Annotated in this window: 27 protein-coding genes and 1 tRNA gene; 15 read left to right on the top strand and 13 right to left on the bottom strand. The window is 35.1% G+C overall.

Annotation, left to right across the window (positions count from 1 at the left end):
- Positions 1 to 237: 237 nt before the first annotated feature.
- The gene (locus ACW8TM_RS00680; RefSeq protein ID WP_491531346.1) at positions 238 to 1002 is read left to right on the top strand and encodes a rhomboid family intramembrane serine protease; all 765 of its coding nucleotides are present in this window, start codon (positions 238 to 240) and stop codon (positions 1000 to 1002) included.
- Here ACW8TM_RS00680 and thyX read toward each other — a convergent pair.
- Entirely contained in the window at positions 999 to 1616 is a 618-nt protein-coding gene (thyX, locus tag ACW8TM_RS00675; RefSeq protein WP_491531345.1) for an FAD-dependent thymidylate synthase, read from the bottom strand. The genes ACW8TM_RS00680 and thyX overlap by 4 nt on opposite strands.
- A gap of 59 nt (positions 1617 to 1675) precedes the next feature.
- Between thyX and ACW8TM_RS00670 the strand changes: the two genes are divergently transcribed.
- The 4 genes from ACW8TM_RS00670 to ACW8TM_RS00655 all read left to right on the top strand — a co-directional run bounded on the left by ACW8TM_RS00670 (position 1676) and on the right by ACW8TM_RS00655 (position 4532).
- Positions 1676 to 1912 (top strand): 4Fe-4S domain-containing protein, encoded by a 237-nt coding sequence (locus ACW8TM_RS00670; RefSeq protein ID WP_491531344.1) that lies wholly within the window; start codon positions 1676 to 1678, stop codon positions 1910 to 1912.
- Between the two features lie 57 nt (positions 1913 to 1969).
- The gene (gene thiC / locus ACW8TM_RS00665; protein WP_491531343.1) at positions 1970 to 3259 is read left to right on the top strand and encodes a phosphomethylpyrimidine synthase ThiC; all 1290 of its coding nucleotides are present in this window, start codon (positions 1970 to 1972) and stop codon (positions 3257 to 3259) included.
- Positions 3253 to 3747 (top strand): 4Fe-4S ferredoxin, encoded by a 495-nt coding sequence (locus ACW8TM_RS00660; protein ID WP_491531342.1) that lies wholly within the window; start codon positions 3253 to 3255, stop codon positions 3745 to 3747. The genes thiC and ACW8TM_RS00660 overlap by 7 nt, the downstream gene beginning before the upstream one ends.
- Before the next feature lie 392 nt (positions 3748 to 4139).
- The gene (locus ACW8TM_RS00655; protein WP_491531413.1) at positions 4140 to 4532 is read left to right on the top strand and encodes a DUF362 domain-containing protein; all 393 of its coding nucleotides are present in this window, start codon (positions 4140 to 4142) and stop codon (positions 4530 to 4532) included.
- Between the two features lie 15 nt (positions 4533 to 4547).
- Here ACW8TM_RS00655 and ACW8TM_RS00650 read toward each other — a convergent pair whose 3' ends face one another.
- The 4 genes from ACW8TM_RS00650 to ACW8TM_RS00635 all read right to left on the bottom strand — a co-directional run bounded on the left by ACW8TM_RS00650 (position 4548) and on the right by ACW8TM_RS00635 (position 6258).
- Positions 4548 to 5219, bottom strand: a complete 672-nt coding sequence (locus tag ACW8TM_RS00650) for a DUF120 domain-containing protein (protein ID WP_491531341.1) — start codon at positions 5217 to 5219, stop codon at positions 4548 to 4550.
- A 56-nt stretch (positions 5220 to 5275) separates the two neighbouring features.
- The gene (locus tag ACW8TM_RS00645) at positions 5276 to 5554 is read right to left on the bottom strand and encodes an MFS transporter (RefSeq protein ID WP_491531412.1); all 279 of its coding nucleotides are present in this window, start codon (positions 5552 to 5554) and stop codon (positions 5276 to 5278) included.
- Between the two features lie 55 nt (positions 5555 to 5609).
- Positions 5610 to 5813 carry a hypothetical protein gene (locus ACW8TM_RS00640; protein ID WP_491531340.1) on the bottom strand — a complete coding sequence of 68 codons (204 nt, stop codon included), beginning with the start codon at positions 5811 to 5813 and terminating at the stop codon, positions 5610 to 5612.
- Positions 5814 to 5937: 124 nt separating this feature from the next.
- Positions 5938 to 6258, bottom strand: coding sequence for a hypothetical protein (locus ACW8TM_RS00635; protein ID WP_491531339.1), 321 nt, complete (start codon positions 6256 to 6258; stop codon positions 5938 to 5940).
- A gap of 151 nt (positions 6259 to 6409) precedes the next feature.
- Here ACW8TM_RS00635 and ACW8TM_RS00630 point away from each other — a divergent pair, with 151 nt between their 5' ends.
- Positions 6410 to 8191: an aldehyde ferredoxin oxidoreductase family protein gene (locus ACW8TM_RS00630; protein ID WP_491531338.1), complete on the top strand. Its 1782-nt coding sequence runs from the start codon at positions 6410 to 6412 to the stop codon at positions 8189 to 8191.
- The gene (locus ACW8TM_RS00625) at positions 8166 to 8390 is read left to right on the top strand and encodes a hypothetical protein (protein WP_491531337.1); all 225 of its coding nucleotides are present in this window, start codon (positions 8166 to 8168) and stop codon (positions 8388 to 8390) included. The genes ACW8TM_RS00630 and ACW8TM_RS00625 overlap by 26 nt, the downstream gene beginning before the upstream one ends.
- A 2-nt stretch (positions 8391 to 8392) precedes the next feature.
- Here ACW8TM_RS00625 and ACW8TM_RS00620 read toward each other — a convergent pair whose 3' ends face one another.
- Together ACW8TM_RS00620 and ACW8TM_RS00615 are read right to left on the bottom strand one after the other, a co-directional pair.
- Positions 8393 to 9457 carry a TIGR04084 family radical SAM/SPASM domain-containing protein gene (locus tag ACW8TM_RS00620; RefSeq protein WP_491531336.1) on the bottom strand — a complete coding sequence of 355 codons (1065 nt, stop codon included), beginning with the start codon at positions 9455 to 9457 and terminating at the stop codon, positions 8393 to 8395.
- Positions 9458 to 9765: 308 nt separating this feature from the next.
- Positions 9766 to 11043 carry an ArgE/DapE family deacylase gene (locus tag ACW8TM_RS00615; RefSeq protein ID WP_491531335.1) on the bottom strand — a complete coding sequence of 426 codons (1278 nt, stop codon included), beginning with the start codon at positions 11041 to 11043 and terminating at the stop codon, positions 9766 to 9768.
- A gap of 73 nt (positions 11044 to 11116) precedes the next feature.
- Here ACW8TM_RS00615 and ACW8TM_RS00610 point away from each other — a divergent pair, with 73 nt between their 5' ends.
- The 7 genes from ACW8TM_RS00610 to ACW8TM_RS00580 all read left to right on the top strand — a co-directional run bounded on the left by ACW8TM_RS00610 (position 11117) and on the right by ACW8TM_RS00580 (position 18972).
- Positions 11117 to 12142, top strand: coding sequence for a zinc-dependent alcohol dehydrogenase (locus ACW8TM_RS00610; RefSeq protein WP_491531334.1), 1026 nt, complete (start codon positions 11117 to 11119; stop codon positions 12140 to 12142).
- Between the two features lie 58 nt (positions 12143 to 12200).
- Positions 12201 to 13523 carry a DUF362 domain-containing protein gene (locus ACW8TM_RS00605; RefSeq protein ID WP_491531333.1) on the top strand — a complete coding sequence of 441 codons (1323 nt, stop codon included), beginning with the start codon at positions 12201 to 12203 and terminating at the stop codon, positions 13521 to 13523.
- Between the two features lie 63 nt (positions 13524 to 13586).
- Complete coding sequence (locus ACW8TM_RS00600) at positions 13587 to 15938, top strand: xanthine dehydrogenase family protein molybdopterin-binding subunit (RefSeq protein ID WP_491531332.1); 2352 nt, start codon at positions 13587 to 13589, stop codon at positions 15936 to 15938.
- Positions 15926 to 16207, top strand: coding sequence for a ubiquitin family protein (locus tag ACW8TM_RS00595; protein ID WP_491531331.1), 282 nt, complete (start codon positions 15926 to 15928; stop codon positions 16205 to 16207). The genes ACW8TM_RS00600 and ACW8TM_RS00595 overlap by 13 nt, the downstream gene beginning before the upstream one ends.
- Positions 16208 to 16212: 5 nt before the next feature.
- Complete coding sequence (locus tag ACW8TM_RS00590; protein ID WP_491531330.1) at positions 16213 to 17103, top strand: FAD binding domain-containing protein; 891 nt, start codon at positions 16213 to 16215, stop codon at positions 17101 to 17103.
- A 2-nt stretch (positions 17104 to 17105) separates the two neighbouring features.
- Entirely contained in the window at positions 17106 to 17576 is a 471-nt protein-coding gene (locus ACW8TM_RS00585) for a (2Fe-2S)-binding protein (protein WP_491531329.1), read from the top strand.
- A gap of 58 nt (positions 17577 to 17634) precedes the next feature.
- Positions 17635 to 18972, top strand: a complete 1338-nt coding sequence (locus tag ACW8TM_RS00580) for an aspartate aminotransferase family protein (protein WP_491531328.1) — start codon at positions 17635 to 17637, stop codon at positions 18970 to 18972.
- On the opposite strand, the gene ACW8TM_RS00575 is transcribed toward ACW8TM_RS00580, so the two are convergent.
- The 5 genes from ACW8TM_RS00575 to ACW8TM_RS00555 form a co-directional block, all read right to left on the bottom strand.
- Positions 18969 to 19847 carry an MBL fold metallo-hydrolase gene (locus ACW8TM_RS00575; protein ID WP_491531327.1) on the bottom strand — a complete coding sequence of 293 codons (879 nt, stop codon included), beginning with the start codon at positions 19845 to 19847 and terminating at the stop codon, positions 18969 to 18971. The genes ACW8TM_RS00580 and ACW8TM_RS00575 overlap by 4 nt on opposite strands.
- 45 nt (positions 19848 to 19892) lie before the next feature.
- Positions 19893 to 20906 carry a hypothetical protein gene (locus tag ACW8TM_RS00570; protein WP_491531326.1) on the bottom strand — a complete coding sequence of 338 codons (1014 nt, stop codon included), beginning with the start codon at positions 20904 to 20906 and terminating at the stop codon, positions 19893 to 19895.
- Positions 20907 to 21048: 142 nt separating this feature from the next.
- Positions 21049 to 21121: transfer RNA gene (locus tag ACW8TM_RS00565), tRNA-Gln, on the bottom strand.
- 63 nt (positions 21122 to 21184) lie between these two features.
- A complete protein-coding gene (locus ACW8TM_RS00560; RefSeq protein ID WP_491531325.1) occupies positions 21185 to 21505 on the bottom strand; it encodes a PqqD family protein in 321 nt (106 codons plus the stop codon).
- An 18-nt stretch (positions 21506 to 21523) separates the two neighbouring features.
- Positions 21524 to 21862: an OB-fold nucleic acid binding domain-containing protein gene (locus tag ACW8TM_RS00555; RefSeq protein WP_491531324.1), complete on the bottom strand. Its 339-nt coding sequence runs from the start codon at positions 21860 to 21862 to the stop codon at positions 21524 to 21526.
- A gap of 359 nt (positions 21863 to 22221) precedes the next feature.
- Here ACW8TM_RS00555 and ACW8TM_RS00550 point away from each other — a divergent pair, with 359 nt between their 5' ends.
- Positions 22222 to 23187 (top strand): transcription initiation factor IIB, encoded by a 966-nt coding sequence (locus tag ACW8TM_RS00550; protein WP_491531323.1) that lies wholly within the window; start codon positions 22222 to 22224, stop codon positions 23185 to 23187.
- Here ACW8TM_RS00550 and ACW8TM_RS00545 read toward each other — a convergent pair.
- A complete protein-coding gene (locus ACW8TM_RS00545; protein ID WP_491531322.1) occupies positions 23162 to 24223 on the bottom strand; it encodes a Coenzyme F420 hydrogenase/dehydrogenase, beta subunit C-terminal domain in 1062 nt (353 codons plus the stop codon). The genes ACW8TM_RS00550 and ACW8TM_RS00545 overlap by 26 nt on opposite strands.
- Positions 24224 to 24340 lie beyond the last annotated feature (117 nt).

The following is a 24340-nucleotide window of genomic DNA, read 5'->3' as shown; positions in this document are numbered from 1 at the left end:
CAGGAAAACTGGTATTGAAAATAGGATTATCAAAAGAGCTTATTGAAAACCATTCTATCTCATTTAACTTCGTAGGAGATACTAGAGGAAAATTAGAAGCATAATAGTAAATTAAATAGAAAAAGTTAACATAGTCTTATATAACATTACAGAATAAGTCACCTACAAAAACTGATACGAATAAGATTAATAGGATATTTTAAATAAATCCACCTATGTAAAATGAAATGATAAAATATGATTCCAACAGATGCAGCCCCTGCAAGAAGAACACCCATAATCACATGGACAATCTTAATATTAAATGTAACAATATTCTTCTACTTAATATTCAAAGGAGCACGAGCCTTAGAAATAGCTACCTTAAAGTATGGAATGATTCCAAAATACATATTAAAAGGGAAAAAATTGCATACACTAATCACTTCAATGTTTTTACATGGAGACTTCTTCCATCTGCTGGGAAACATGATATACTTGCACGTGTTTGGGAGCAGTGTAGAATCGAGAATGGGAAGAATAAAATTCCTAGTATTTTATTTACTAACTGGTATGTTAGCATCCATTGTACACATAATCATTCAAGTATTCTTTGCACAGCCAATAATAATTTATGGGCCATTCCATGCACCAATAAAAATTATAAATCCCCTAGAAATTCCATGTATCGGAGCAAGTGGAGCAATTTCAGGAATTCTAGGAGCATACCTCTTAATGTTTCCATTTTCAAAGGTTAATATAATGACATATACCCTGTTCGGTTTTCCAATAATAATATCTCTTCCAGCCATAGTTTTCATAGGATTCTGGTTCCTATATCAGCTTTATATGGGATTCCTAAGCTTAATAGCACCGTTCATATACTATGCAGGAGTAGCATTCTGGGCTCACATAGGAGGATTTATAGGCGGGATCATCCTATGCCCAGTAATTGGCAGGAAAGCTAAGAGGAAAAAAGTATATTACATTGGAAGAAGATGGTACGAAGTTCCAATACATTAAGTTTCCAAATAATTTTTAAAATCCTCAAATATGGTAGGTGCAACCTTCAAAACCTCCCTGAGCATGAGCTTTGCCATTTCTCTAATCTCCCACTGTGCATCCTCAGCTAATCGCAAAGTAAAGAAGTGAATAAGTTCCCTTGCGTTCATTGTAACTACAATAGCTGTTTCAACAGCTTGAGGAATAATGTATCTAGCATCCTCCTTAGGAATACCAAGCTTAATTAACTTAATATAACTCTCCCTAGCATGTTCAACAACATCTTCAAATATTCTTTTAGCTTTAGCATTAGAAGCAATAGTGGGAGGCATAACGAAAGAAGCATTCCTCAAATTAACAACTCTATGACTCTGTTGACTATAGGAAGCAATTCTATGCCTAACTAATTGATGCGAGGTTACACGAGAAATCCCTTCAATGAGAAAAGTAAAGGAAGCATGCTCTATTGGACTTAAATGACCCACTTTAATACAAAGCCTAATTAAACGCTTAACATCATCATCAGTTAACTCTCTGTAGAGTACGTCTGCCCCCTTACTACTTCGACACTGCCTAATAGCAGCAGCTACAACCCTCTCAGGCTCAGGAGTATATGAAAGCAATATAACCCTCAAACAAATCACCAAAAATATTTGTTTATTAGGTAAACTTAATATTAACGAATACGAGAAACATGATCAAAGTTAAGATAGATAAAGAATTATGCATTGGCTGTGGTGGATGCATAATAATATGTCCAAAAATATTTGAATATTCAAAAGAGATAAAAGCACAAATAAAAGAGAACTTCAGAGAAAAAATTAAAGACCCAAGTACTGGCTTAGTAAAAAACAACGAAATCATTAACCAAATTATTCAGATCGAATCACTTTGCCCCACACAAGCCATAAAAACAAAGAAAATAACATAAGGTAAGTAATATATTGCTCATCTATGTAATTCAACTAGTAAAAAGGGAGGCACAAATGTGGCAACCCAATTAAGAGAAGCACAAAGAGGCCAAATAACAGAGGAAATGAAAAAAGTAGCATTAAACGAAGAAATAGAAGTGGAAAAAATAGCTAGAAGAGTAGCAAAAGGAATTATTATAATTCCAAGAAATGTTAGAAGGAAAAAAGCAAAGGTTATAGGGATAGGTGCCGGATTAAAAACAAAAGTTAACGTAAACATTGGCACTTCAACAACATACGTCAACTTGGAAATGGAAATTGAAAAGGCAAAAATAGCAATAGAATATGGAACAGACACTATAATGGATTTAAGCACAGGAGGAGACTTAGACACCATCAGGAAAAAATTAATTGAAATATCACCAGTACCCTTTGGAACAGTCCCAATATATCAAGCATTCATAGATGCTGCAAGAAAAAAGGGTGCAGGGATACATATGAGTGAAGACGATATCTTCAACACCATTGAATTTCATATAAAAGATGGAGTTGACTTCATGACAATTCACGCTGGAATTACAAGAAGTATGATTAAAAAAATAGCCAATAATGAGAGAGTAACAGGAATAGTGAGCAGAGGAGGAGCAATGTTAACTGCATGGATGATATATAATGAAAAAGAAAACCCACTATATGAAAACTACGATTACTTATTAGAAATGGTCAGAGAAAGCGACGTTGTAATAAGTCTTGGAGATGCATTGAGGCCAGGGTCAATTCATGATTCCCATGATTATCTACAAATGGCTGAAATGCTCAATATAGCTAAACTAGTTGAGAAATCATGGGAAAAAGGAGTACAAGTAATGGTCGAGGGGCCGGGACACATGCCTCTAGATCAAATAGCAGCAAACATAAGACTAGAAAAAGCATTATGCAAAGGGGCACCATACTATGTCTTAGGTCCATTAGTAACTGACATAGCTGCAGGCTACGATCACATAGCAGCTGCCATAGGAGCAGCAATTGCAGCAGCTGAGGGAGCAGATATAATATGCTATCTAACACCTGCAGAACACCTCTCACTTCCAAGCGTTGAAGACGTAAAGGAAGGCTTAATTGCAGCAAAAATAGCTGCACACGCAGGAGACATAGTAAAGTTAGGAGAAAAAGCAATGAAGAAGGACTTAGAAATATCAAGGGCAAGGGCATCATTAAACTGGGATAAAATACTTGAAATGTCCTATGACCCGGAAAGGGCAAAAAAAATGTATCATAGGTTTACTGCAGCTAAAGGTCCTTGTACAATGTGTGGAGAATTATGCGTATACTTGCTTCTATCAAAAGTAAGAGGAGTTAAATGTTGAAGGAAGCAAATCTTCTAAAAACCTGGGTCAAAGCACCAATACTACATAATGCAGACCTATTAATCATAGGCGAATGTGTAAAAATAGTAAACCCATCAATTATTGAAAAAATGGGGAAAAATAAAGTAATACTCAGGTATTGCCCAGAAGGTGAAGGCCCACTAGCCTATGGAAAAATAGCATCAATAATAAGAGCATCTAAACCAAAAAGCATAACAGTCTTAACGATAGACGGGTCACCACACTGCCTCCTAGTTCATGCAGCAGTAAATGAAGCTATATTTGAAGTAGGAGAATACATAAAACAAGAACACTATGTACTTGTAAATGGAGAGAAATTAGTCAAAATCTCATCAAATACTATTAGAGTAGCAAGATACTTACATCTAGTTAATGAACTAATAGATAGAAATCCACAAATCCTAAATAAATTAGAAAAGTTAAGCCTCGAATATATGTATGAAAAGAAAAGGAGAAAGACAAAATAAGCAAAGTAGCCATCATAAAGGGTGCTAGAAGTATAAAGACGGTTCATAAAGCACTAAATTAATCGGCGATCTAACACATCTAAAAAACTCAATATCAACAAAAGACTGGAAACTGGAGCTACAAAAGATCCTATAGTAATTGAAGCATTAATTCAAAAACTGAGGAGAATAAAGGATGAAATTTATGTAGTGGAATCATATGCCACAATGATAAATGCAGACAAAGCAGTTATTACAACAGGAATAAAAATGTCTGCGAAAAATATGGAGTCCCCTTCATAAACCTTTCAAAAACAAAGAAAAAATGAAAAATAAACTAGAGGAATATGAAGTCATAGAGAAAATAACTCTTCCAAAGATAGTTCTAGAAAGCAATATAGTGAGGCCGCTAAATTAAAAACACATACAATAACAAAAGTTCACTTGGATTAAAAAACATGTTCAGCCTACTACCAGAAAAATACAAAATGAAATACCATTTAAAAAATATTAGCAAAGTAATAGTAGATATCAGATATTGTAAGTATTGTAAAACCAGCTTTGACAGTAATAAATGGCTTCATAGTAATGGAAGGGAAAGGACCAGTAAATGGGAAACCAGTAAAATGGATTTAATAATTGCTGAAAAAGACCCAGTAGCAACAGACACAACAGTAGCAAAAATTATGGGATCACCCCCTGAAATAAAACACATATACTTAGCAACACTAAAAGGCATTGGCAAAATGGAAAATACACAAGTTGTAGGAGAACCCATCGAGAAAATAGTGAAAAAATCAGCCTAAAATAAATTCACGTCATTATGACTCTAAGAAAATCGTAACTTCAAGTTCATCTCCATCCTTTAAATTAAGAGCCTCTCTAAGTTTAACAGGTGAAATTATTTCAATTACATCTTTACCATAATGAGTACGTTCAATAATTAAGACAGCTCCTTCAATTCCCCTTATATTAGCTCTAAAACATTTAGCTCCACCATAAGTTCTTTTCTCATTGGAAAAACCTTCAATCTCTATTCCCGGAAGAAACTCCAGAAGCTTTCTAACCTCAACATCATGAAAACTCTTTAACTTCAAGTTTAAGGTTCCAAGATAGGGCTTAAAACCTAGCTTATCAACGAACTGCTCGTAATAAAAAGGTATAGACATATAGTAAGAACCCTCACCAAAACCGCTAAAAACATATCCTCTAACGGTAAATGAGCGAGGTGCTTCAGCAAAAACTCTTTTAAGGTTGGAATATAATTCACGTAAAACGTCAATACCTTTATCAGTCAACTTTATAAATTGACCCCTCCTAGTAACATCCCTAACTATCAAACCCATTTTTTCTAACTCCCTTAACCTACGAGAAGCTGATTGCTGAGATATACCAAGTCTATTGCCTAAATCCTTCGTTGAAATAAATATAGGCTTCCAACATCCACCTAAAAGAGCAATCCTATAAAGAGTAAATGCATACCTTTCCTTCATAACAAGCACCTAACAATAAACTCAGCTACAAAATAATTAATTTCTAATAAAATACTTTATTCCTCCCTAACTGCAAGCTCCCCAATACAAACAAATATTATAACAGAAGCAAGAAAGGCAATTATTGAAGCCAATATAAAGGGAGAAGCATAACTAGTCTCTTGGTATAAGTGGCCACCTATAATTAAACCAATAGTTAAAGTTAATTGAACTGTAACTCCCCTCAAAGCAATAGCACGGCCCCTCAATTTTCTAGGAATATAGTCAAAAAATAGAGCAGAAAGAGCAGTACCCACAACCCCCAAAATAATGCAGACAAGGAAAGAGAAAGCAATGCAAAATCAAAGCTTGAACTTGAAATAAACAATAATCGAGAAAAACCAGCTAAAACTAATGAAAAACAATAAAAGCAACACGTCCAAATCGATCTGAAGCATAGGCAAAAAATGAAACTAAAAGCAACCTACTAACAGTCTGTGAAAATGAAATTAAACCCCATTGAGAAGCAGTCAAATGAATTACATCTCTCATTACATAAGTAGCACTAAAAGCCCCTACTGAACCATTTATAAAACCCATCAAGGCAAAAATCAAAATCAACATAAAAATGATCGATTAACATGTCTAAACAAAACCTTAAAATCACCTACCACACTACTATGCCTTACAGTAAATATGTCTCCATGATTATCCAAAGTTTCCCTCAAAAACAAGAACCTTAAAGTACAAGCAATAAGCGAAAAACAAATGGGACAATATAAAGTAACCTCATAGCGTGGATGATACCAATGTTATCAATAAATTTTCCAGCAATATATGGTGAAAGAATTCCAAATAACATAGGTATAAAACTCCATAAAGCATAACCTAAAGCCCTATAACCAGGCCTCATTGAAGCTGCAGTTATTGCAGCAAAAGCAGACTCCCTTAAACCAGAAGCAAAGCCATCAACAATCATTATAGGTAATAAGAAAATCCATGAAAACATAAATGCAAGAAACAAGTTTATGAAAGATAAAATAAAACTCAGTAGAACCACAATTTTCTTACGACCAAAAAATCAGTTAAATAACCACCAATAATTAAGGGAAAAATTCTCGATGCACCCCACAAAATAAGAAGCTCTCTGCAATAAAAGTCTAGTAACAATAATTAATACCATAAAATCATAATGCCTATGGAGGAAAAAGATGAAGATTCCAGGGTATGGAGGAAAAATAATCGAAGTAAACCTATCAGAAAAAACTGTTAAGATTGAAAGATTGGAAAAACAAATTGCCAGAAAATATATTGGTGGACTAGGATTAGCAACATTTTATTTTAAAGAAATGCATAATAACTTTGACTTTAACCCCCTTAGTCCAAATAATACCTTGATTATAGCCTCCGGACCTTTCAACGGCGGTTTAATTCCAATGAGTACAAAGGCGATACTAGTCTTTAAATCTCCATTAACATCAATATTTGGTGTTTCAGTAATTGGAGGAAGCTTTGGAAGCTATATGAAATGGGTTGGAATAGATCTAATAATTGTAAAAGGTAAAGCTTCAAAACCAGTATACATTATGATTGACGACAAAAAAGTAGAGATAAATCATGCCAAGAAGCTTTGGGGCTTGAGTGCATTTAAAACTGAAAAAACGTTAAGAGAACAAATTAAAGGTAATACTTCGATTTTAACTATTGGACCTGCAGGTGAGAACTTAGTTAAATTTGCATGTGTGAATAATGATTACTGGAGACAGGCTGGAAGAACAGGTGGAGGAGCAGTCTTCGGATCAAAAAATCTTAAGGCAATAGCAATTAAAACAAATAGGAGGCAAACAGAATACTATAATCTTGAAAAACTTAAAGAGTTAACTAGAAACTTACATGAGTCAATGAAAAGACACAAGTCAATTCAAAGCTATGCCCTAAGAGGAACTGTAGGATCAGTTGAAGTTGCAAATGTACTTGGATTCTTCCCCACAAAATATTGGGGCAAAGTTCAATTAGATGGTTACGAAAAAGTCTCATGGGATGCCTATAAGAAATACAGAAAAGAGAAGATGACCTGCATAGGATGTCCAGTTGCATGTCATCAATACGTAGAAATAGAGCACTCAAGGTATGGAAAAATTAAAGTCTCATTAGAATATGAAAATATATTTGCAATAGCAGGTTTATGCGAAATTACAGATACAATAGCTGTTGCATACCTAAACATGCTTATAGATGACTATGGTTTAGATACAATTTCAACAGGAAATGTAATAGCCTTTGCAATAGAAGCATACAAGAGGAGGAAAATAAAGTGTGAAAAAACACTTGAATATGGAAATGTAGATAGCTTCATATGGTTACTCAATAAAATTGTAAAGAGAGAGGGAATAGGAAATCTACTTGCTGAAGGCGTAGCAAAAGCCTCAGAAAAACTAGGATTAAAAGATGTGGCCATTCATGTGAAAGGTCTAGAACCACCAGGCTATGATCCAAGAACATTAAAGGGAATGATACTTTCTTATGCCATTTCATTTAGAGGAGCATGTCACTTAAGGTCAATGGGATATCACGCTGACTTAATGGGGCTAGGTGGAGATAGATACTCGACTGGAGAAGAAAAAGTTAATGCAATAATGGATTTAGAGAATAAAGGAATACTCTATGATTCACTACCAATCTGTAAATTTGGAAGATACATTTATAACTGGAAAATAATGACTGAACTATTAAATGCAGCTACAGGGTTCAACTATAAAGTAGAAGAATTAAAACAAATTGCAAATAAAATAGTGACAATGATAAGAAAAATCAACATAAAAATGGGCGTAAAAAGGGAGGAAGACAAATTACCGTCCAGATTCCTTAAAGAAGAAGTAGAATACAAACATAAAAAATACATTGTAAAGTTAAACGAGATGGAACAAATGATAAATACCTATTACAGAAAGAGAGGATGGAACGAAAATGGAATACCAGAGGGAAAACTATGACATGAAAACCTATATCCAACAAATAATCAATAAAATAAAACTCCAAGATAGTTCAAAAAGAAAAATTATAATTCATGTTGAAAATGTAATCCCATTAAGACTCCAAGAGCTATTTAAAATGTATAGAGAAAGAGGAGTTGAAATAATAGAGGCGCATGCAATAGAGGGTAGACTAATACTAGTAGGCATTAAACGATAAATTCATGGAATAAGCTCAGTAGTATTATTAAAGGGAGGATACTTCAACAAATCTAAATCAATAATTCTATCCATCACTAAGTCTAAAACTTTACTACTAATCCTCTTCAATTCATCAATCATAAAACAAGTTAAAGAACATATTTTCCTAAAACCCTCATCACCCCAAAAACGCTCATAATACGCATAAAGACAACGCCCTCCACACAGATTAAAATATAAACAAGAAATACAAGGCTCACCAATAAACTTCCTACCCAAAACATCATTCCAACAATTTTCAAATATATTCCCAAGATAAGCCCACTTAGCATCAATAGCTATTGGACACGCAATAACATCTCCATTAGTAACAATTGCAACCGAAGAATAACCAGCACCACAAGGAGGAGAACTAATCTTCTCATCAAAAATTAATGCACGCAAAACCGCCAAAAAAGGCACTAAGCCAAGAATAATTCCATTCCTGGCCCTCTCCATCCAAAGATCAATTAGAGCTCTAATTCCAGGCTTATACGTATTGGCACACCAGGAGTCAAAATCCCTCCATCGATTGCTCCAGACAACATCAAGTTGCCAATGAATATGATCAAAAAGCTTCAAAGAAAGAATATGTAAAACATCTGTATAAATATCACTTCTCTCTGAAACAGTCATTCGCGCTATAATATCAGCTCTAACACCATTAGACTTCAACCATCGAGCAGCCTTAACAACACATTCATAAACCTTAGGTCCTCTATAATAGTTAGTTACTTCCTTCCTACCATCAATTGAAAGAAGAATAGCATCAAACATTCTCCAGTATCTAACAGGCAGACAATCAACTAATAATCCATTAGTTTGTATAACGAATTTAGCATAACTAATTTCATCCATAACGCTTTGAATAAAAGCTGAATTTAATAAGGGCTCACCACCGTAAAAAGCAATAATAGGACTCTTATCACCATCTATAAAGCGCTTCAAATCATCAATCAAATATTCAACTCTCCAGGGAACAACATTGCTAGAAAAACTACCGCCACAATATTTACAATGTAAATTGCAACGTCCAGTGGTAAACACAATGTACAACACAAAATTAAACTATATAAGGAAAATATTAAGCCTTTATGAAACAGCATATATTACCAATTTATTTCACTACTTTCTAATAAACACTAAATATCCCACTAACAATTAAATTATCTCTCAACTCATTTACAATATTAAACATAAACATCATTAAAAGCCACCTCCTCTACATCTTCTTTATGATATCAATTCTGTTCCTCTCTAAACTATAGAGTAGAACAACAAAGCTATGTTAAAATACCTGAAAACTATGTAATTATTGGTAAGGAAATAAATACCTACATTTTATCCCAATTTTGTCAACCAATATATTCATAGTCGCACCATTTTAGTATGAAAGTAGACATAACCTTGACTGCTTTTATTAGGTCTTCTATTTTTACTTTTTCGTTATATGCATGCATTTCTGATATCATTCCAGGTCCGAAGCATATGGTGGGGATCCCCATTTTCATTAGTATCCTCATGTCTGTTGCACCTTCATGACCCTTAATTACTGGATCACTACCTAAGGCATCTCTATATGAACTTACAATTGTTCGTACTATTGGATGATTAATATCAATTTCAACCCCTTCTCCAGCATATCCTTCTTGTTTAATTATTGGTCTGTTGGATTTTAGCCATGGATCATCTTCAATGTTATCATATATATAGTCTCTAAGCTCATTAATAGCTGACCCAATACTCTCTCCAGGTAAAAGACCCATTCTACCTTTAAGGGTAGCTCTGTCTGGTAATGCACTTGGATATGTTCCAGCTTCCATAACACCTAGGAACAATGCTAAAACACCCCTCACATCAGGATATAAGGGATGCTTTTTCGTTTCAACCCTTTGCTTATAAAATTCACTTATTAACTTCACTATTTTACATGATTTCTCAATAGCACTAACTCCTTCCCATATTCTTGACATTGAAGCAGTTTTTCCTAGTACCTCAATAGTAAACCACATACTACCTGAAACTGCTGGTTGTACTTCTAGGTCACTTGCTTCAGCATTAATAGCCCCATCAGCTACATATCCCCTCAGAAGAGCTGCTAGAGTGCCGTTACTTGAGTATTCCTCATCTATTACATAGTGCAAATAGATGTCCCCCTTAGGTTTAAATCCAGCATCCAAAAGAATTTTCACAGCCATCGTATATGCGGCTACACCACTCTTCATATCTGAGGCACCCCTACCATAAAGAAAGCCATTTTCAATTTTTCCTTCAAATGGGTCATGCTTCCATGAAGATCTAGGGCCTGGTGGAATGATATCTATATGACCATTAAATGCTAATGATCTTCCACCATCAACACCATGTATGATCCCAACTAGCATCGGTCTTCCTTTATAAGGGATCTTGGGTTTTTCAGCTAAAGGATGTTTCAATAATTCATTTTCATTAATTTCCCACGAATCATAGTTGAAACCCCATTCCTTCAATTTCGACGCTATAAAAAATTGGATTTCTTTTTCCTCTCCAGTTATGCTTGGAATACTTATAATTTCTTTAAGGAAATTTATAATTTCATCACGCATTTCATCAACTTTCTTTACAACTCTCTCAATTGCTTTGTTCAAATTCAAGTTTATCACCATAACCACTAATACTACCGCAAAATATTACTTTGCTAGTTTAAAAGGGTTATTGGTGTAAATCATGCTAGCAGCTGTACTTCACGGAAAACGAGATTTAAGACTTGAAGAGAAACCTATACCAGCTCCAAGACCAGATGAAGTAATCTTAAAAATTGAATATGCAGCCATATGTGGAACAGATATTCACCTATTTAATGGAAGTACGCCCGCTAAATATCCAGTTATCTTAGGACATGAATATGCTGGTAAGGTTTTTAGAGTAGGGGAAAGAATAAGGAAATTTAAACCAGGAGACATGGTCATCGGCTCATATTTATCCTCATGCGGTAAATGTGAATTTTGCATTAAAGGCAAACCTCAACTCTGTATGAGAAGAAAGATGTTTGGAATAAATATTGACGGATGCTTCGCTCAATACATGAAAGTTCCAAATCCAGAAAGAACGTTAATAAAGATTCCGGAGAGTATAGATTTAAGGGATGCTGTTTTAATTCCTGACATGTTTTTAACAGCTGCGTATGCAGTGGAAAGATCAGTTAAACTTGGAGATACCATTTTAATATTAGGTTTAGGGGCAATTGGATTGTCAACCGTAATTGCAGCTAGACAGGCTGGGGCTGGAAGAATAATAGCTTCTAGTAGAAGTGAAAGACTATTATCAGTAGCCATGGAATTAGGGGCAGAATATACAGTTAATTATGGACATGAAAAACTAGTTAGCAAAGTTAGAAGAGTAACAGATGGACTTGGCGTCGATATAGCAATAGAAACAAGCGGCAAAGCAGCTACAGCAAGACTCGCATTTGAAGCAACTAAGCCAGGAGGTACATATGTTCAAGTTGGAATAATAACTGAACCTGTAAAATTAGACTTTAAATACTTAACAGGTCTTGAAAGAAGCATCATTGGTGTCTTAAATCCAGCCTCACCAAATTATATAAAGAAAATAATGAAAAGCTCAATGAAAAACCTAAATTTAATCAGAAAGCTAGTCACGCATGAATTCAAACTCGAAGAAATAAATGAGGCTATGAATGTTGCTGAAAATAAGATTGGAAATCCAATTAAAATTCTAATAAAGATATAATAAAAGTCATCACTAAGGATTTTAAAGTACATGATCAAAGCTTATTTGAGGTGATTTATTGGCTAGAGTAGCTATTACTCGAGTTGAAACTCCTCCCAATAAAGATAAGATATTTAATGCAGTTAAAAAATCCATAGAACTTCTTGGCGGAATTGAAAAATTTGTAAATAAAGGCGAAAAAGTCTTAATTAAACCAAACTTAGTTAGCCCTAGACCACCACCAGTCACAACAGACCCTCGAGTAACTAGAGCAATTACACTCTTGGTCAAAGAAGCAGGAGCTGAACCAATTATAGGAGAAAGCTCATCTGCCATGACTCACTGGTGGAGAGAAGGAATGACCACAAGAGAGGTTATGGAAGTTTTAGGTTACATGGAAATGGCTAAAGAAATTGGAGTAAAAATAGTTGCCTTTGATGAGCATGGAAAATTTAAAAGCAGATTAGTGAAAATAGAGGATGGCATTTTAATCAAGGAAATAGAACTCGCTGAAATAATATTTGAAGTCGACAAAATCATTGGAGTACCAGTCTTAAAAACCAGTATGGAAGGAGGGGGAATAACTGGTTGTATAAAATTAATGCATGGACTACCAAACACATTCTCAGATAGACTAAGATGGCATAGATCAGATTTATGGTATAAACTCGTTGATGAAATTAGGCCATTAAGAAAAAAGTATGTACTAGGAGTAATTGATGCCATAAAGTGTATGGAAGGAGACGGTCCTATACATGGAGACCCAGTTGACTTAAACTTAATAATAGCAGGAGACGACCCGATTGCTACTGATGCAATAGCAGCTAAAATAATTGGCTATGAATATCCACATTATGAAGTTGGACCTATAGCAATCGCTCATACAATAGGTTTAGGTGTAGGGGACCCAAATAAAATAGAAGTTTTAGGAGAGAAAATTGAAGATGTAAGGAGAAGATTTAGATTTGCAAGTTGTGAGATTATTGAACCATACTTCCCATCAGTCCATGTCATTGACGGCGCGACATGTAGAACTTGTAAAGCTTGGATAAAATTCACTTTATACATGCTTAAAGACACAGGCTTCTTTGAAGAAGTAGAAAAATCAGGTAAAAAACTATATTTTTTCGTGGGATTGAATACACCAATACCCCATAAACTAGAAAAACTTAGAGAATTGACAGATAGAGGGCTCATAATAATATTTGGCGAATGCGCTGTCTCTACAACTGGAAGAGAATCATACTGGATATTTACACAAGGAGAATTAAGAGATAAATCTCTAATAATTCATGGATGCCCTCCATTCGCAGTAGCAGAATATGCAAACCAAATACGTAGAAAAATGAAGTTAGAAGTCACTGAAGAAATGGAAGAAGCCTTTAAATTTGTACCAACATGAAAATGATAATCATTATTATTAAAAACAAGACTATAATTAAATTAGAAGGAGAAATGATTAAGAATGAAGATAATTGAAGATCCAATATATCTGATTGAAAAATGGCTTAAAGCAAAAGAATTCACAGTTGTAGGCAAAAGTGTAAGGCGAATAGATGCAATAGACAAAGTTACAGGTAAAGCAAAATTTATGGAGGATTATGTCTTTCCCCAAATGATCTACGTTAAACTTGTCCTAAGCAAATATTCACACGCAATAATCAAAAAAATAGATATAAGTGAAGCCTTGAAAATTCCGGGAGTAGTAGGTGTATATACTCATAAGGACATCCCAGGTGAAAACCAAGTTGGCTATGCTATTCCAGATCAACCATTACTGGCTGAAGGTAAAATTAGATATCATGGAGAACCTGTAGCTCTCATAGCCGCTGAAAAAATAGAAGCAGCATTTGAAGCAGCCCTAAAAGTTAAAGTTAATTGCAAAAAATTACCAGCCATACTTGACCCAATTGAAGCAATGAAAAGAAAAGACATACTAGTCCATGAAGAGAGAGGAAGTAACATCGCATTTACAACAAAGGTTAGAAAAGGTAACATAGAAGAAGGCTTCAAAAAATCGAAAGTAATAGTTGAAAATAAATATAGAACTCAACATCAAGACCATGTCTACTTAGAAACAGAAGGAGCATTAGCAATACCTGAGAGAGAAGGAAAAATTACCATTCTATCATGTGCTCAATATCCTCACTTAGCACAAGCAATAACCTCAAGAGTTTTAGGCATACCTGCAGGAAAAATAAAAGTAATTCAACCATATATTGGCGGTGGATTTGGAGGAAAGGATGATACTGGCCCTTTAGTAGCAGCACAAGCAGCATTAATAGCCTATAAGACAGGAAGACCATCACTCTTAATCTATTCAAGAGAAGAATCGTTCAGAGCGAGATGTAAAAGAGAAGCCGCCATAATAAAGTATAAGTCAGGAGCTAGTGAAAAAGGAAAACTGAAAGCTATAGAAGTTAACATCATAATGGACACTGGTGCTTATGCAAATAGAGGTCCATTCATTCTATGGAGAGCAACAATGCATGCATCAGGACCATATGAAGTCCCAAATGCTAAAATAGATGGATACTGTGTTTATACAAACAAGGTATATCAAGGATCATTCAGAGGATTCGGAAATCCAGACATTCAATTCGCAGCCGAAGCACAAATGGATGAATTAGCTAATAAACTCGGCATGGACCCCATAGAATTTAGACTAAAGAATATTCTAAAGCCAGAATCACTAACCATAACAAGCCAACGTCTAGATCATTCAGTGGGAATTAGCGACGCATTACAACTAGTAGCCGAGAAGTCAGGATGGAAAGAAAAAAGAAAAATGTACAGTAAGGATAACGGAAGAATTCGAAGAGGCATCGGTGTAGCATGTGCATGGCATGGAATAAGTACAAGTCGAGGAGTACCAGACTGGTCCAATGCCATGATAAAAATAGATAGAGACGGAAGCATAGAGGTCTTCACAGGGATAACAGAGATAGGTCAAGGATCACCAACCACATCACATGTACAAATAGTCTCAGAAATACTTGGTGTACCAATAGAAATCATAACCATTCATTTCGGAACAACAGATGCACCAGATACTGGAGCAACTCATGCATCAAGAGGAACAAGTATAGGTGCAATTGGCATCCTCCTCGCAGCAGCGAAAATACGTGAAAGATTAAGCAAATTCGTTGCAAAAATATTTAACTGTAAACCGGAGAAAATAGTGTTCAAAAAAGGAAGAATCTATGTAAAAAACAATGAAGAGAAAAGCATTTCATGGAAAAAACTAATAGAAAAAGCCTGGAGTAAAGGTATTGAATTATCGGCAACAGGATACTTTTTCCTACCCAAGGGAAGCTTTGACCATGAAAGGGGACAAGGATATGCTTATCCAGCATTCAGCTACATAGTCAATATTGCAGAAGTAGAAGTTGACACCTACACAGGCAAAGTTAAAGTAATAAGAATGTGGCCATCACTTGCAGCAGGAAGAATAATTAACCCACTAGCTGTAGAGGGACAAATAGAAGGAGGAATAGTTCAAGGGCTAGGTCTCGCTCTAATGGAAAAGGTAGAATTTAATGAGAATGGAGAGGTAATTAACCCAAACTTAACTGACTATGTGATACCAACAATACTTGATATTCCAAAGATCGAGAAACCAATATACGTACAAGACCTATTCAAGTTCGGACCCTTCGGAGCCAAAGGTGTAGGTGAAATGGCACTCATACCAACACCAGCTGCTATTGCAAATGCAGTATCACATGCACTAAAAATTAGAATAAAAGAGCTTCCATTAAACTCAGAAAAAATATACTTCCTAATAAAAGGAGGAAGTAAATCATGCCTAATGTAAGACTGGTACTATTATTTGGCCCTCTAAGAAGCCTAGTGGGTAAAGAGGAAATCATGATAGAAGCAAGAAACTTTAAGGAAGTATTAACTAAACTCATCAGATCATATGGTGAAAATATAATGAAAATATTCTTTAATGAAAAAGGTAGAGGACACCCCTTTAACTTCCTAATTATTAATGGAGTAAACTATAGTGTGGATGAAGCACTAAAACTAGAATTTTCAAAGGATATAACAATTTATGTATGGCCAGCATTGGATGGAGGCTAAAATATATGGCATCCTTCTACGTAATCCCCAAACTTAATTACTATAAGCCTGAAACATTGAAGGAAGCCCTATCATTAATCAATAGTCTCAAAAACTTCAAACTCATTGCAGGTGGAACAGATCTAATTGTAGATTTAAAAACAGGTAGGATAAAAGTGGAAAATTTAGTTGATATATCATCACTTAATGAGCTACAATATATCAAAGTTAATGAAGATGGAATAAGAATTGGCGCAGCAACAACTTTACAAGAAATATGTGAAAATAAAATTCTACGTGAAAAAATTTCAGCCTTGACTGAAGCAATAGAAAGTATGGGATCATGGCATGTTAGAAATATTGCCACCATAGGAGGCAATCTATGTAATGCTTCACCAGCAGCAGACACAGCCCCGCCATTACTCATATTAAATGCAAAACTAAAAATAGAAAGTATCAACGAGAAAAGAGTAATTCCAATAGAAAAATTCTTTCATGGACCAAGACAAACAGAACTAAAAAGTAAAGAAATCTTAACTGAAATAATAATACCAAAACCACCAACAAATGCAGGGATGAGCTTCTTGAAAATAGGGAGAAGAAATGCCTTCACCCTATCAATAGTGGGAGTAGCAACATTAATTACCGTTGAAAATAACGTCTTTAATGAAGTGAGGATAGCTCTTAACGCCATTGCACCAACACCAATTAGAGCTTATAAAACTGAAAATGCACTAAAAAAACAGAAAGTTAATTTAAACACCATAGAGAAGAAAGTTAAGATTGTTACAGAAGAAATTAAGCCAATATCAGATATAAGGGCATCAGCAGAATACCGTAGAGAAATGTCAGTAATTTTGACAAGAGATTCAATAATTCAATCACTAAGAAAAATTGGTTTAACATTTGGAGGATAAACATGAAAGTCAAATTTACGCTAAATGGAAAGAAAATTGAAGTTGAAACACCACCAAATATCACACTACTAGACTTATTAAGAAGACAGCTTGGAATTAAAAGTGTAAAAAGAGGATGTGAGAGGGGAGAATGTGGAGCATGTACAGTTTTGATGGATGGAAAACCAGTATACTCATGTTTAATATTAGCTCCAAAGATTAATGGAAGAGAGATAATAACTATCGAATACTTATCAAGAAACGGTGAATTGCATAAAATACAAAAAGCATTTATAGATTCAGGTGCAGTTCAATGTGGCTTTTGTACAAGTGCATTTATACTGACAGCATATGCACTACTAAATCAGAAAAGGAAATCTACAAGAAAAGAAATAATGAAGGCATTAGAAGGTATTCTATGTAGATGTACTGGATATGTAAAAATAATTGATGCAATAACTAAAGTAATAAGTCAAAGAAATAAAAATGATTAGCAACATTTAAAAAATATTATTAGATACATTTTTGAAATAATGAATTGGCCGTGAAAATATGGAAGTCAAATTTACAAAAACAGAAGAAATTGTAAAAAGTCAAGAAGAATTAATGTTCCCCTGCATGCCCAAATATAGACAACCCGTAGTATTTGTAGAGGGAAGAGGGGCAATAGTAAAAGACCTTGAAGGAAATGAATACATAGACTTATTTGCTGGATATGCAGCAGTCAATATAGGACATTGCCACTCTAAAGTTGTAAACGCAATAATTGAATGGGCAAAGAAAATTCATCATTCTTCATATGACTACTTTAACATCCCATCAGCAATACTTGCTGAAAAACTAGTTAAAATACTCCCTATGAAAGGAGATAAAAAAGTATTCTTCTGTGTAAGTGGAGCTGAAGCAGTTGAAGGCTCAATAAAATTAATGAGAAAATATATGCTTAAAAATAAAAATAAAACTGGACTTGATGTAATTACATTAAGATATAGCTTCCATGGAAGAACACATATGACAACAACTCTCACAGGTCAAAGTAAATATAAATTGGGGATGGCAACAGTTACTGCCATCCCAGGAATAAAAATAATACCTGCACCTTACTGCTATCGATGTCCATTCAAAATGACTTACCCAGAATGCGACACGTACTGTGCACTATATCTTGAAGACGTCATAAAATTTGAAACCTCAAGAGATATTGGAGCATTCTTAGCAGAGCCAATTTTAGGTGAGGGAGGAATAATCGTTCCACCGCAAGAATACTTCAAAAAAGCTGTTGAAATAATTAGAGATTATGATGGACTCTTCATTGCAGATGAGGTTCAATCTGGATTCGCTAGGACAGGAAAAATCTTTGCTGTAGAGAACTATAATGTTGAACCAGATATTATTGCAATGGCTAAAGGATTAACAAGCAGTTTACCTCTCGGAGCGATAGGAGCAAAAGCAGAAATAGCAGACGCATTTGAACCAGGAAACCATTCGTCAACCTGGGGACCAAATGCAGTTTCATGTGCAGCAGCTACAGCAGTGATAGATGTTATTTTAGAAGAAAAAATCTGCGAAAAAGTTAAGATACTTGGAAAATACTTTATGGATGGATTAAATGAACTTGCTAGAAAATATGAATTAATAGGTGAAGTTAGAGGATTAGGCTTAATGATAGGGGTAGAGCTAGTCAGAGATAGAGAAAAGAAAACACCAGCAGTTAGAGAAGCACAGAAAATCAGGGAGAAAATGAGGAAAAAAGGATTTCTAATAGGAGCTGGCGGAGCATATGGGTGTACTCTTAGAATAGAGCCACCATTACTGATAACTAAAGAACAAATTGATAAGGCATTAGAAGCATTCCATACAGTCTTTAAGGAAATGCTTAGCAGAATTTAGACATTAAGAACTAATCCGTCATCTACGATCTTAATCCCAGCATTTTCAACAATTTTTCTCTCTTTACTACCAGTCCTCAAGACAGGATTAGTATGGTTAATATGAATGTAATATTTCAGTGGGACGTTTAGTTCTCTTAGTATCTGTAAACTCTCAACTATTGGGATATGGCCTAACTCCTTTGAAGTCTTATTAATCCCACTTATACGCCGAAGCTCATCATCCCAAAAGAAAGTTCCTTCAAAAAACAGTATATCTACATCTTCAATTTCCCTTATGATTCCTTCATTTAATACTTTAATGTCAGGAATATATGCTATTGATAATTTGCTATGATAAACCTTAAAACCATAAGTATCAGTAAAATCCTCACGATGAGGAACTTTAAATGCCTTAAATGTAAATTCAGTCTCCTTTCCCATGTAATTAATTATTCTAATGAGAGAATTATCAAACGTAACCGTCCTTATAAAGCCTCCGTCTATGAGTGATTTAAAAATAGGAGAGATGTATATAACTGAGGAGACACGAGACGAGCAATAAACTGGAATTTGAAAGGGATAACCAGCTGAGAATTCAAGTAGACCCATAATATGACCCCAATGGGCATGTGTGATTAAAACAGCATCAACAGGTGAAAACCTACGAGAGGAAAAATCATGCATCCCAAATTTAGATTTAACCATCTCCACCTGACATCTCAAATCAGGTGAAGCATCTAAGACTACAAAGTTACCTAGTTCATCCTCTAAAGCTATTGATGATCTCAATCTAGACTTTAACTCATTATTTCTAAATAAACTACAGTTAATACAATTGCAATCCCACTGAGGAAAACCACCATCTTGAGCAGAACCTAAAACTATAACTCTCATGAAGAAATTTATGCAAAGAATTAAAATTTAAACTTTAAATAAAAATCAAGAAAAGGGCCAGAAAAGCGATAACGCTGCCTGGGCAAGTGCCCAGAAAAAGGTCACCCATGATTCTCTAACTGGAAAATCCGGATGTCTCGGTAATGCAGCTTCATTTTCAACATCTCGATTCGAAAGTTCCTTGAGAATCTTTACATAAACATCTCTGAATCTTTCATCCCCTGTAACTCTATAGGCCAAGGCCATTGCCGTTGCAACATTTGCATTCCAAGCATTCTCATCAACATGTCTATGGATGAATCCCTCTGGGATAATATGCAAGAAATTCTCTAAAAGAATTTTTCTGGATAATTCAGAATCACCATATGATGCGATTAATGCAATGGCTTTGTTTGCATTAGTAGAAAAGAAATCATGATTACCAGGTCCAAGATGCTCAGGCTCATCCTCAAATCTCGTAAATTTAACTTCAGCCTCTACTAAAAATTTATTTACAAAACGCTTTGCAATACCTAGAAAACGTGGATTGGCTACATGCTTTCCATACCATGCCAGAATTGCAGTAGCCCACCACGGATCAGAATATTCCCTACCATCGGCATTATCCCTAGACTCAACATGACTTGCAACAATAGATGCACAATGATCCATAAGCTCTCGATACTTAATAACTTTGAAAGTCTTCTCATACATGGAACCTGCAAACATTACATGGGTACAATCATAAATTGCATCTTCATCAATAAATCTATCCCAATTAGATACAACATAAAGCCAAGCCAAACTAATATTACTTAAGAAACGCTTGTCATCACTAATCATAGTATAAAAAGTCCAAACCCAAGAAGCCTCTAAAGTATCATGGAAATCCTCAAGGATAGGCTTTCCCTTAGAAATTTCCCAAGGGGAAACAAAACCCTTAAGTGAACCCTCAACAACAAACGGATCTGAAACTTGACATTTAACCAAAAATTCAGAAGCTCTCCTAAACCAAAATAACACTTCATCGTACTCATTAAATTTTAAAGTTATCACACTAGATTCATCATCAAAGACCATGCTAACCACCACTAAAGGATAACTAGTAAGATACATTCAAATTCTAGTATACTATATTACAACACTAAATAATAACTAGTTTTCTATAATATCCCTACAAAACTGAAAACCGAAAAGCAATACAATTCATTTACTTGTATAGTAGCCGGGGGGAGATTCGAACTCCCGTCGGCAGGGCCAGAGCCTGCCATGCTTGGCCGCTACACCACCCGGCTCCATAAAATCAGTTATCTAAAATTAAATTAAAGTTTTATGTTAAAATAAATAGATAGGGGAGCTTATGTATTCCATGCAATTAATTGATGTTCTGCCAACGTGGTTAATATTGCGAATACTATTGATTCCATTCGTTCAGTAGGAATTTTTGTTTCTTCACTAAGTTGATTTGCCATTTTCTTAACTGTAGTTTCACCATCACATCTTGACCAGATAGCATATATTGCGGGAGGTAATTGATACGTTGATTCAGATTCATGCAGATGCACTAATATTCCCTGAGGAGTTAAGCCTAACTCTTCACCCATCTTTAAGGGTTTTCTACTTAATTCCTCTTCAGATGGTTTGGGAAGTGTAGGAGCTTCTTTTTCAGGTTTAGACAAACTTTTCTCCTCCATAAATTATGCTTTCCTTTTATAAGGCTTAACATTAGAGCCTCCAGATTCACTGGTTAAATGTTCAATTTTTCCATATCTACCAATATTCAGTCGAGGTTCACCTCTAAAGGAAGTTACATATCCATTTCTTATTCGTACAATGTCACCTTGCTTAACTAAATTAATGTCATCGCCCCATAATGTAAGTATTATTGAGCCAGTATTATCAGATACTTCGAACTCCGCTAAGGTAACTCTCCTTCCATCTCTAGTTGTAACAGTCCTAGGCTGAAAAGCCCTCATCACTGTTACTTCAACATTTACTCGACTCATACCAGGCCTTAAATCCCTCACATTTACCACAGACATGCACACCTTACTTTTATTGAAGGCTACAAAGCTTTCTTTGTAGCCTTCGATAGCTGGACTATCATTATACTATTATTTAAGTGTTTTGTAGATTTCAAAACCACCCTCAATATAAGAGTAACAAAAATAAGGTACAATACATTTAGAAGCAAAACTTAACTTAAAATTAAAGATATAAAGAATGAAGATCAATTTTAAATCTCAAGAGATAGAGTTTATATAAGAATACCGAAAAGTTTATATATATGTTGCTAATGAAGTCGTTATTTGCCGAATGAAGTATAATATAACGGGATTATAATGTCCGATTAGTTCTCTGACGGCTTCTCATGCTAACATAGGAGGTGGAAAATATGATTGTAAACTCAAGTGAAGCTCAAGAAAAGAAAGAAGTAAAGCTAACTTCATCAGTTATCGAAAAATGTCCTGAATGTGGTAGTACACGTCTTATTAAAAATTTCGAACGTGGAGAAATTGTATGTGCAGATTGCGGTCTAGTTATAACTGAAAAGTTAATTGATATGGGACCAGAGTGGAGGGCATTCACACCAGAAGAAAAACAAAAAAGAAGTAGAGTTGGGTCACCCATAACATTAACAGTACACGACAAAGGATTATCAACAGTCATAGATTGGAGAGACAAAGATGCATTCGGCAAAAAACTTGAACCAAAAAGAAGAATTGAAGTTATTAGATGGAGAAAGTGGCAAATCAGAACTAGAGTTCATAGCTCACTAGATAGAAATTTAGCTCAAGCAATGAGTGAACTAGATAGAATAAGCTCCCAACTAGGATTACCTAAAGGCATCAAGGAAGAAGCAGCAGTAATTTATAGGAGAGCAGTAGAAAAAGGCTTAGTTAGAGGAAGAAGTATTGAAGCAGTTATGGCCGCATCAATATATGCTGCATGTAGAATTAGAGGAATACCGAGAACGTTAGATGAAATAGCGAAATTCACAAGAGCTGGTAGAAAAGATGTTGCTAGATGCTATCGACTACTTTTAAGAGAAGTTAATGTAAAAGTCCCTCTATCAGATCCAGAAGCATTCATACCTAGAATTGCAAGTGACTTAGATTTAAGTGGAACTGTACAACGAAGAGCAGCAGATATTGTAAGAATGGCTAAAGCCATGGGTATAACTGCAGGTAAAGATCCAGCTGGCTTAGCAGCCGCAGCCATATACATTGCATCATTACTTGAAAATGAAAGAAGAACACAAAAAGAAATTGCCCATGCAGCTAGAGTAACTGAAGTCACAGTACGTAATAGGTATAAAGAGCTAGTAAAGAAACTTAAGATCGAGCTACCGCCCCAGTAGCACTCTTCATCTTCATTTTAGCAAGCTTAACGGTGACCTTCAAATCATCTATTGACATTTTCTTGACTTCTAGATATCCTGAAGCAACTGCATCATTAAACAACTTTTCACCGTTATCAGTTCTAATCAAAACAGTTGTCCATCCTGAAGGGGAATCCACACCACCAACTGAAATGTCAGCAAATCTAGCTGAAAAATCATCACAGAATTTACAGCCATATCTACCAAAAACCTTAACTTCCTTCAAGGGTACACTAAGCAGAATTTCAGCGTTAGATTTAACAATAAACTTACCCTTTGTAATCTCAAACTTAGTTACTCTAGATAAATCAATATTCCTACTAGCTAAGAAGTCGTCGAATAAGCCTTTATAGAAGAAACTTTCGGAACAAAATAATCCAATAGCAAACTTAACCCTTAGACCATACTTAATATGACCCCAATCAGAAAATTGCATTTTCCTCAAAGCCCTAATTTGACATCCAACACCTACGAAACCAACACTCTCAACGTTATATTCTTCAACAGCAGATGCCAAAGCCATCAAAGATGGACTTGAAACATACTTAGAGGAAGCTGACTTTAAAAGGTCATCTTTATTAAAGGCAATCATCGGTTTAGGTTTCCAATAAAGTTTTTCATCAATCCCAGTCACAATAGCAGCCTCGATCAAACCATTATCTAAAGCATAATTTAGTAGAGCAGTAGTAGCACCACCATCTTGAGCCACTACTATTATATCATTATCAATAGCCTTAGCTGCATAAACAGATTTGATAAATCCAATAGGACTACTCGAAAATATCTCTCCAAATAATTTCCGCTCAATTAAAGCCCAGTCAGTAGGAGTTTTAGGACACTGCTTATAACAGTAACCACATGCAATACATCGTCCAATTAATGCTGGATACTCGTCTCTAATTCCAATAGCTGAAACTGGACATGAAGCAACACATGCTCCACACAAAGTGCAGGAATCACGGCGAATAATCTCTGAATATAAATGTCCCCAAACTCTCTTTACCCTCGCAGACAATTGTCATCACCATGCAAAAAAAGTTCATCATTAAGTCTTAATAAGACTTACTCTAGAGTAATCAGGAAAACTAATAAGACACCAGTACTCAATGTAATAGAACTAATAGAACAATGA

This window comes from Candidatus Culexmicrobium sp., assembly GCF_058356305.1.
The sequence above is the reverse complement of the archived record's forward strand: the minus strand, read 5'-3'. Positions and strand labels throughout refer to the sequence as shown.

Coding starts and splice junctions, on each gene's coding strand:
- ACW8TM_RS00680 (WP_491531346.1), top strand. CDS start 238: ATGATTCCAACAGATGCAGCCCCTGCAAGAAGAACACCCATAATCACA.
- ACW8TM_RS00670 (WP_491531344.1), top strand. CDS start 1,676: ATGATCAAAGTTAAGATAGATAAAGAATTATGCATTGGCTGTGGTGGA.
- ACW8TM_RS00660 (WP_491531342.1), top strand. CDS start 3,253: ATGTTGAAGGAAGCAAATCTTCTAAAAACCTGGGTCAAAGCACCAATA.
- ACW8TM_RS00650 (WP_491531341.1), bottom strand. CDS start 5,219: ATGAAGGAAAGGTATGCATTTACTCTTTATAGGATTGCTCTTTTAGGT.
- ACW8TM_RS00630 (WP_491531338.1), top strand. CDS start 6,410: ATGAAGATTCCAGGGTATGGAGGAAAAATAATCGAAGTAAACCTATCA.
- ACW8TM_RS00625 (WP_491531337.1), top strand. CDS start 8,166: ATGGAATACCAGAGGGAAAACTATGACATGAAAACCTATATCCAACAA.
- ACW8TM_RS00610 (WP_491531334.1), top strand. CDS start 11,117: ATGCTAGCAGCTGTACTTCACGGAAAACGAGATTTAAGACTTGAAGAG.
- ACW8TM_RS00600 (WP_491531332.1), top strand. CDS start 13,587: ATGAAGATAATTGAAGATCCAATATATCTGATTGAAAAATGGCTTAAA.
- ACW8TM_RS00595 (WP_491531331.1), top strand. CDS start 15,926: ATGCCTAATGTAAGACTGGTACTATTATTTGGCCCTCTAAGAAGCCTA.
- ACW8TM_RS00590 (WP_491531330.1), top strand. CDS start 16,213: ATGGCATCCTTCTACGTAATCCCCAAACTTAATTACTATAAGCCTGAA.
- ACW8TM_RS00585 (WP_491531329.1), top strand. CDS start 17,106: ATGAAAGTCAAATTTACGCTAAATGGAAAGAAAATTGAAGTTGAAACA.
- ACW8TM_RS00580 (WP_491531328.1), top strand. CDS start 17,635: ATGGAAGTCAAATTTACAAAAACAGAAGAAATTGTAAAAAGTCAAGAA.
- ACW8TM_RS00575 (WP_491531327.1), bottom strand. CDS start 19,847: ATGAGAGTTATAGTTTTAGGTTCTGCTCAAGATGGTGGTTTTCCTCAG.
- ACW8TM_RS00570 (WP_491531326.1), bottom strand. CDS start 20,906: ATGGTCTTTGATGATGAATCTAGTGTGATAACTTTAAAATTTAATGAG.
- ACW8TM_RS00550 (WP_491531323.1), top strand. CDS start 22,222: ATGATTGTAAACTCAAGTGAAGCTCAAGAAAAGAAAGAAGTAAAGCTA.